General features: G+C 57.1%; 6 protein-coding genes and 1 pseudogene. 6 read left to right on the forward strand and 1 reads right to left on the reverse strand.

Annotated elements, in window-relative coordinates; translation table 11 throughout:
* From P7F28_RS16995 to P7F28_RS17015, 5 genes and pseudogenes are all read left to right on the forward strand, one after another.
* Window positions 1-714 (forward strand): annotated as a pseudogene (locus P7F28_RS16995) (amino acid ABC transporter ATP-binding protein); the annotation flags it as partial.
* Window positions 715-763: 49 nt separating this feature from the next.
* A complete protein-coding gene (locus P7F28_RS17000) occupies window positions 764-1,582 on the forward strand; it encodes an ABC transporter substrate-binding protein (RefSeq protein WP_277185691.1) in 819 nt (272 codons plus the stop codon).
* Window positions 1,583-1,642: 60 nt separating this feature from the next.
* A complete protein-coding gene (locus P7F28_RS17005; RefSeq protein WP_277185692.1) occupies window positions 1,643-2,434 on the forward strand; it encodes an amino acid ABC transporter permease in 792 nt (263 codons plus the stop codon).
* A 17-nt stretch (window positions 2,435-2,451) separates the two neighbouring features.
* Window positions 2,452-3,789 carry an FAD-binding oxidoreductase gene (locus tag P7F28_RS17010; protein WP_277185693.1) on the forward strand — a complete coding sequence of 446 codons (1,338 nt, stop codon included), beginning with the start codon at window positions 2,452-2,454 and terminating at the stop codon, window positions 3,787-3,789.
* Window positions 3,790-3,850: 61 nt separating this feature from the next.
* A complete protein-coding gene (locus P7F28_RS17015) occupies window positions 3,851-4,201 on the forward strand; it encodes a cupin domain-containing protein (RefSeq protein ID WP_277185694.1) in 351 nt (116 codons plus the stop codon).
* Between the two features lie 36 nt (window positions 4,202-4,237).
* Here the strand turns inward: P7F28_RS17015 and P7F28_RS17020 are convergent, their stop codons facing one another.
* Window positions 4,238-4,543 carry a hypothetical protein gene (locus P7F28_RS17020; RefSeq protein ID WP_277185695.1) on the reverse strand — a complete coding sequence of 102 codons (306 nt, stop codon included), beginning with the start codon at window positions 4,541-4,543 and terminating at the stop codon, window positions 4,238-4,240.
* 179 nt (window positions 4,544-4,722) lie between these two features.
* On the opposite strand from P7F28_RS17020, the gene P7F28_RS17025 reads away from it, so the two are divergent.
* A complete protein-coding gene (locus tag P7F28_RS17025) occupies window positions 4,723-4,929 on the forward strand; it encodes a hypothetical protein (protein WP_277185696.1) in 207 nt (68 codons plus the stop codon).
* Window positions 4,930-5,235: the final 306 nt, after the last annotated feature.

Genomic DNA, 5,235 nt, shown 5'->3' on the forward strand with positions numbered 1-5,235 from the left:
GACTTCCGTATCGAAATGGTACGGGCAGCATCAGGTGTTGAACGACTGTTCGGCCTCCATTGGCCGAGGCGAAGTCGTCGTGATTTGCGGACCGTCGGGGTCCGGAAAATCCACGCTCATCAAGACGATCAACGGGCTGGAGTCGGTGCAGCGCGGCCAGATCGTCGTGAATGATATCGACGTGACGGCGAGGCGCTCGAATCTTGCGGCATTGCGCTCGAAAGTCGGGATGTATTTCAGCACTTCGAACTATTTCCGCATCTTTCCGTGCGGCGAAATCTGATGCTCGCGCAGATGAACGTGTTGGGCCGGCGCGAAGACGAAGCAGCCGCGAAAGCGGTATCGCTGCTGCGGCGCGTGGGCCTGAGCGAGCACGCCGATAAATATCCGACGCAATTGTCCGGTGGCCAGCAGCAGCGCGTAGCGATTGCGCGCGCGCTGTCGATGGACCCCGTCGCGATGCTTTTCGATGAACCCACGTCGGCACTCGACCCCGAGATGGTCAACGAAGTGCTCGACGTCATGAGTTCGCTCGCACAGGACGGCATGACGATGGCATGCGTGACGCACGAGATGGGCTTTGCGAAGCGCGTCGCCAGCCGCGTGATGTTCGTGGACAAAGGCGTGATCGTGGAGGACGAAGCCAAGGACGCATTCTTCGACCGCCCACGCTCCGAGCGGGCAAGAGACTTTCTCTCGCGCATTCTGCACTGAGTCGCGTAACGCCCGATCAAATCGAATTGAATCAACAGGGAATAGATAAATGAAGATTAAAAGCTTGTTAAAAGGTTTCGCCGCATCGGTCGTGATGATCGGATCGATGTTCTCGGTTGCCAACGCGGCCGACATCGGCACGCTTGTGCCCGGACAAATTCTGGCCGGAGTCGATACCAACAACAAACCGTACTCGTATATCGAGAATGGCAAGGTCACTGGCTTCGATGTCGAATTGATTCGGGCAATCGCCGCGAAGCGCGGCATGTCCGCGGAATTTCGCGCGCAGGACTTTTCGGGCTTGTTGCCGAGCGTGGCGAGCCGGCAAATCGATCTGGCCGCCGGTTGCATCTCGATTACGAATGACCGCCTCAAGATCGTCGATTTTTCCAACGGCTATGTGTTCGATTATCTGAGCGTCGCCACGCTGCCGGGCACGACGCTGACCAGCGATATCGCCAGCGTCAAAGGCAAGCGTATTGGTGTCATTCAGGGGACGATCGAAGACACGTATTGGGAGACGTATCTGCCGGGCGCGCAGATCGTGCGATTCCCGAATCTGACTGCCGGGTTCCTCGCTTTCCGCAACAAGTATATCGACGGCTATTTCGTGGATAAGAGTCTGGTCGATGGTCTGGATGAGAAGTATCCGCAATTGAAGATCACGACGAAGATCGACATTTCGGCACTGGATCAACCTGCCGGCTTCCCGATTCGCAAAGGTAACAAGCAACTGGAAGAAGCGCTCAACGGCACGCTCAAAGAGCTGATCGCCGATGGCACGTGGATGAAGCTCTATATGCAGTTTCATCCGGGCTACAAGAATCCTTCGCCGTTGCCGCCGTACTTTCTGAAGACCGGAAGTTAAGCGCTGCACGCGCGATCTTCATGACGGTGCGCTTGTCGTCCCGCGCTACAGAGAACGGATATGGAAGCCTTCGTACAAAACTTCTTCAACGTGTCGTTGCTGCTCGAGTCGATTCCGTCGCTGCTCGAAACCGGATTGATCAACACGCTGGTGCTGTCGTTGTTCTCTACGGTGATCGGGATTGCGGCGGGCATGGTTCTCGCGCTGCTGATGGTGTCGAATATTCGCTGGCTGACGCTGCCCGCGCGCGTGTATATCGACGTGCTGCGTGGTTTGCCTGCGGCGCTCGTCATTCTGCTGGTCGGTCAGGGACTGGCGCCGGTTGGTCTGGCTGTTTTCGGTCCGAATCCGTATCCGCTTGCGATTGTTGCGCTGGCGCTCATCTCGTCCGCCTATATTGCCGAAATATTTCGATCAGGAATCCAGAGTATTGGCCGTGGTCAGATGTTCGCTTGTCAGGCGCTGGGGATGACATACTGGAGCAGTATGCGTCATGTGATCGTGCCGCAGGGTTTGAGGCGCGTGTTGCCCGCGTTGGCCAATCAGTTTATCGCCATCGTGAAAGATTCGAGTCTGGTGTATTTCCTCGGCTTGCTGACGTCGCAGCGCGATCTCTTCACGATCGGACAGAACGCGTCGGTCAATACGGCGAATCTTTCGCCGCTCGTTGCAGCAGGAATCGTCTATTTGATGATCACGGTGCCGCTTACGCACGTGATCAATCATATCGATCGCTGGACCAACCGATTTTCGAATCCGGGTGTGCAGAAGAAGAAAGCGGACGATAAAGCATTGGCGGCGGCGGCGCTGTCCGGCGCGCAGGCGTTGACCGAAGAATCGAGTAAAAGTTAAAGAGCGTGCATTAAATTATGGGACCTCAAGTCGATTTGGTTGCTCAGGATATCGAGCTACCCGAAAGTGTGGATGTAGTGGTGGTGGGCGGCGGCATCATCGGTGTATCGAGTGCGCTTTATCTCAGCGAGAAGGGCTTGCGCGTCGCGCTCTGCGAAAAAGGCACGATCGCGGGCGAGCAGTCCAGCAGAAACTGGGGTTGGGTGCGGGTGACGCGCCGCGATACGCGCGAGCTTCTGTTGAGTATGGAAAGCCTGCGTCTGTGGCGCACGCTGGACCGCGATCTTGGCATCGATACGGGCTTCACCGAGTGCGGCATTCTCGCTGTATCGAACAAGGACGATGCGCTGGCGAAACATCAACGATGGCTAACGCGCGCACGCGATATCGCTGGCGACGCGCTCGATACGCGCGAGGTATCGAAAGAGGAGATTGCACGTTTGATGCCGGGCGCGGCGACCTCTTTCAAGGGCGGCATCTACACACCCAGCGACGGACGCGCCGAGCCGCAGAAAGCGGCGCCCGCTATCGCAAACGCGCTGCGCCGGCGCGGCGTGAAGATCCTGACGCCCTGCGCGGTACGTGGCGTGGAGACGAGCGGCGGACGCGTCAGCGCGGTCGTGACCGAGCACGGCACGATCAAGTGTCATGCAGTGGTGGTCGCGGGTGGCGCATGGACGCGTTATTTTTGCGGCAATCTGAATATCGACCTGCCTCAGTTGCTGACGCGCGCGTCCGTGCTTCGTACCAGGCCGGTGGCGGGCGGTCCGTCGTGCAGCACAACGACCGGTGATTTCGCTTATCGCAAGCGCGCGGATGGCGGCTATACCATCGCGCCGGGAATGCGCACGCATGCGGACATCACGCCCGATGCGTTTCGTCTTTTCTTCAAGTACATCGAAGCATTGAAGAGTCAGATGGGCGTCATGCAGCTTCGTTTCGGCAAGCGATTCTTCGAGGAACTGAAGCGCCCGCGCAAGTGGGCGCTGGATCGGCCCACGGTCTTCGAAGCGGTTCGAACACTCGATCCCGATCCGGTGATGAATTACGTCGATAACGGGCTGATCAATTTCATGAAGGCCTACCCGGAACTCGGCGTCGTAGAAGTCGCGCAGCGATGGGCCGGCTACATGGATGTCACGCCGGACGCCATACCGGTGATATCCGGCGTATCGGCGCTGCCGGGACTGTTTATCGGCACGGGTTTCTCGGGTCACGGCTTCGGTATCGGTCCTGCGGCGGGCAAGTTGATGGCGGACCTCGTAACCAACGACACGCCGCTGGTAGACCCGCACGTGTTTCGCTTCGATCGTTTCTCGGACGGCACGCGCATCGAAATCGACGAAGGTTTTTAGGCGCGTTGCGATCGAAAAAACGGTCGCAGAATCTCGTTATCTTTTTCAGGAAAGCAACATCATGACTCAGACGTATTTCCACGTTGACCAGGACGAAGATTTCTCTCCGTCGCGCCCGGCGGATGGCCGCAGCGAAGGTTCGTATGCGCGTCGCATCTGGACGGACGCCGACGCGGAAAATCCGGCCGCCGTCGCGGTATGGCGCGCGACGCCGGGCATTTATAGCTATCCGGCGCGCGCAACGGATGAAACCTTCGTTATCCTGAGCGGCACGGCGCTCTGTCAGGTCGGCGAGGGCGAGAAGAGGGAAATCGGGCCGGGCAGTATTGTCAATATTGCCAAGGGCGAGACGATCACACTGCACGTTCACACCGAATTGCGAAAGGTCGCGACGGTCATTCCGAAACCCTGAGGCGCGAAACGTTTCGGATGCCTACGTTATAAATGTTCAGCGTCTCGCGGAGTCATCGTCGGGATCATACTTCTGAACCACTTCCATATCGACTGTTCGACCGTCGTCACCAAACTCGCGCGCCTGCCGACGCAGCGCGCGCGTCTTCCACCAAAAATAGCCGATAACGATCGCGCCGACGCCGAACAAAACGGCGAGCAGCAGCACCGACAGCATGGCGGCGGTCACGAGCACGATCACGCTCAGAACCACGGCAATCGACCGGCTGAGCCATCCCGTCGCCCCAGACTGAATCTCTTGCTCGAATGTCACCCGCCGTGGCGGCGGTCTACCGTTTTCCACTATCTTTCTCCTTGCCGCAGTCCGACTTCGGCCCTTGATTGTTGATACATCGTATGAATTTGAAACGGTGTTTTACGCACACGCAAATTCATTGACACGGGAACTTCGTAACGGTTCGATCGGAATCGACGCTAAGTGTAGCTCGATGCCATCCGTTGCCGCAGTCCGGGCGTGTTGATGTGAACCGCTTCCGTTCTCTGCCAACTGTAGCCTTCGTGCCCGAAGCCCGCGCCGCTGCTCTCGTGCAGGCAATCTCACTCATTGGCGTGCCGCTCGCTGCGGGTAAAAGCTTCGAGACTTTCGACACCGCGCCAATGCTGGCGAATACCGACATGGTTGAGGGCGAAGAAATACCCGAAGTTCGCAGATTCGAAATTTCAGAATGAAGGTCACGGGATTTGGAAAGCCGCTCAAGGCGTTACCGACTTCTCTACACGGAAAAATCAGTTGGCAGCTCCAAAGCAAATATAAATAAGATAATTCGTGTATCGATAAGCATTGGTATCCTCAAGAATAATAGCCAGGCTACTTGATTGAAGAGACGGTTAGGCGCTGGTCGATGAATAAACTAAGACCGAGACATAGCAACTGCTGCCGACATTTTGATCCAGTGCTGGTGTTTTTGTATCGCACTGCTGATATTTAAAGAGCAGGCGTAAATTCATGTTTCAGTTGCTGGTCGTCACATTCAC

It is taken from the genome of Caballeronia sp. BR00000012568055, from assembly GCF_029439455.1.
Classification (GTDB): domain Bacteria; phylum Pseudomonadota; class Gammaproteobacteria; order Burkholderiales; family Burkholderiaceae; genus Caballeronia.

What these genes read in the sequence shown, in the direction of transcription:
- P7F28_RS17000 (WP_277185691.1), top strand. Translation starts at nt 764, where the DNA reads ATGAAGATTAAAAGCTTGTTAAAAGGTTTCGCCGCATCGGTCGTGATG.
- P7F28_RS17005 (WP_277185692.1), top strand. Translation starts at nt 1,643, where the DNA reads ATGGAAGCCTTCGTACAAAACTTCTTCAACGTGTCGTTGCTGCTCGAG.
- P7F28_RS17010 (WP_277185693.1), top strand. Translation starts at nt 2,452, where the DNA reads ATGGGACCTCAAGTCGATTTGGTTGCTCAGGATATCGAGCTACCCGAA.
- P7F28_RS17015 (WP_277185694.1), top strand. Translation starts at nt 3,851, where the DNA reads ATGACTCAGACGTATTTCCACGTTGACCAGGACGAAGATTTCTCTCCG.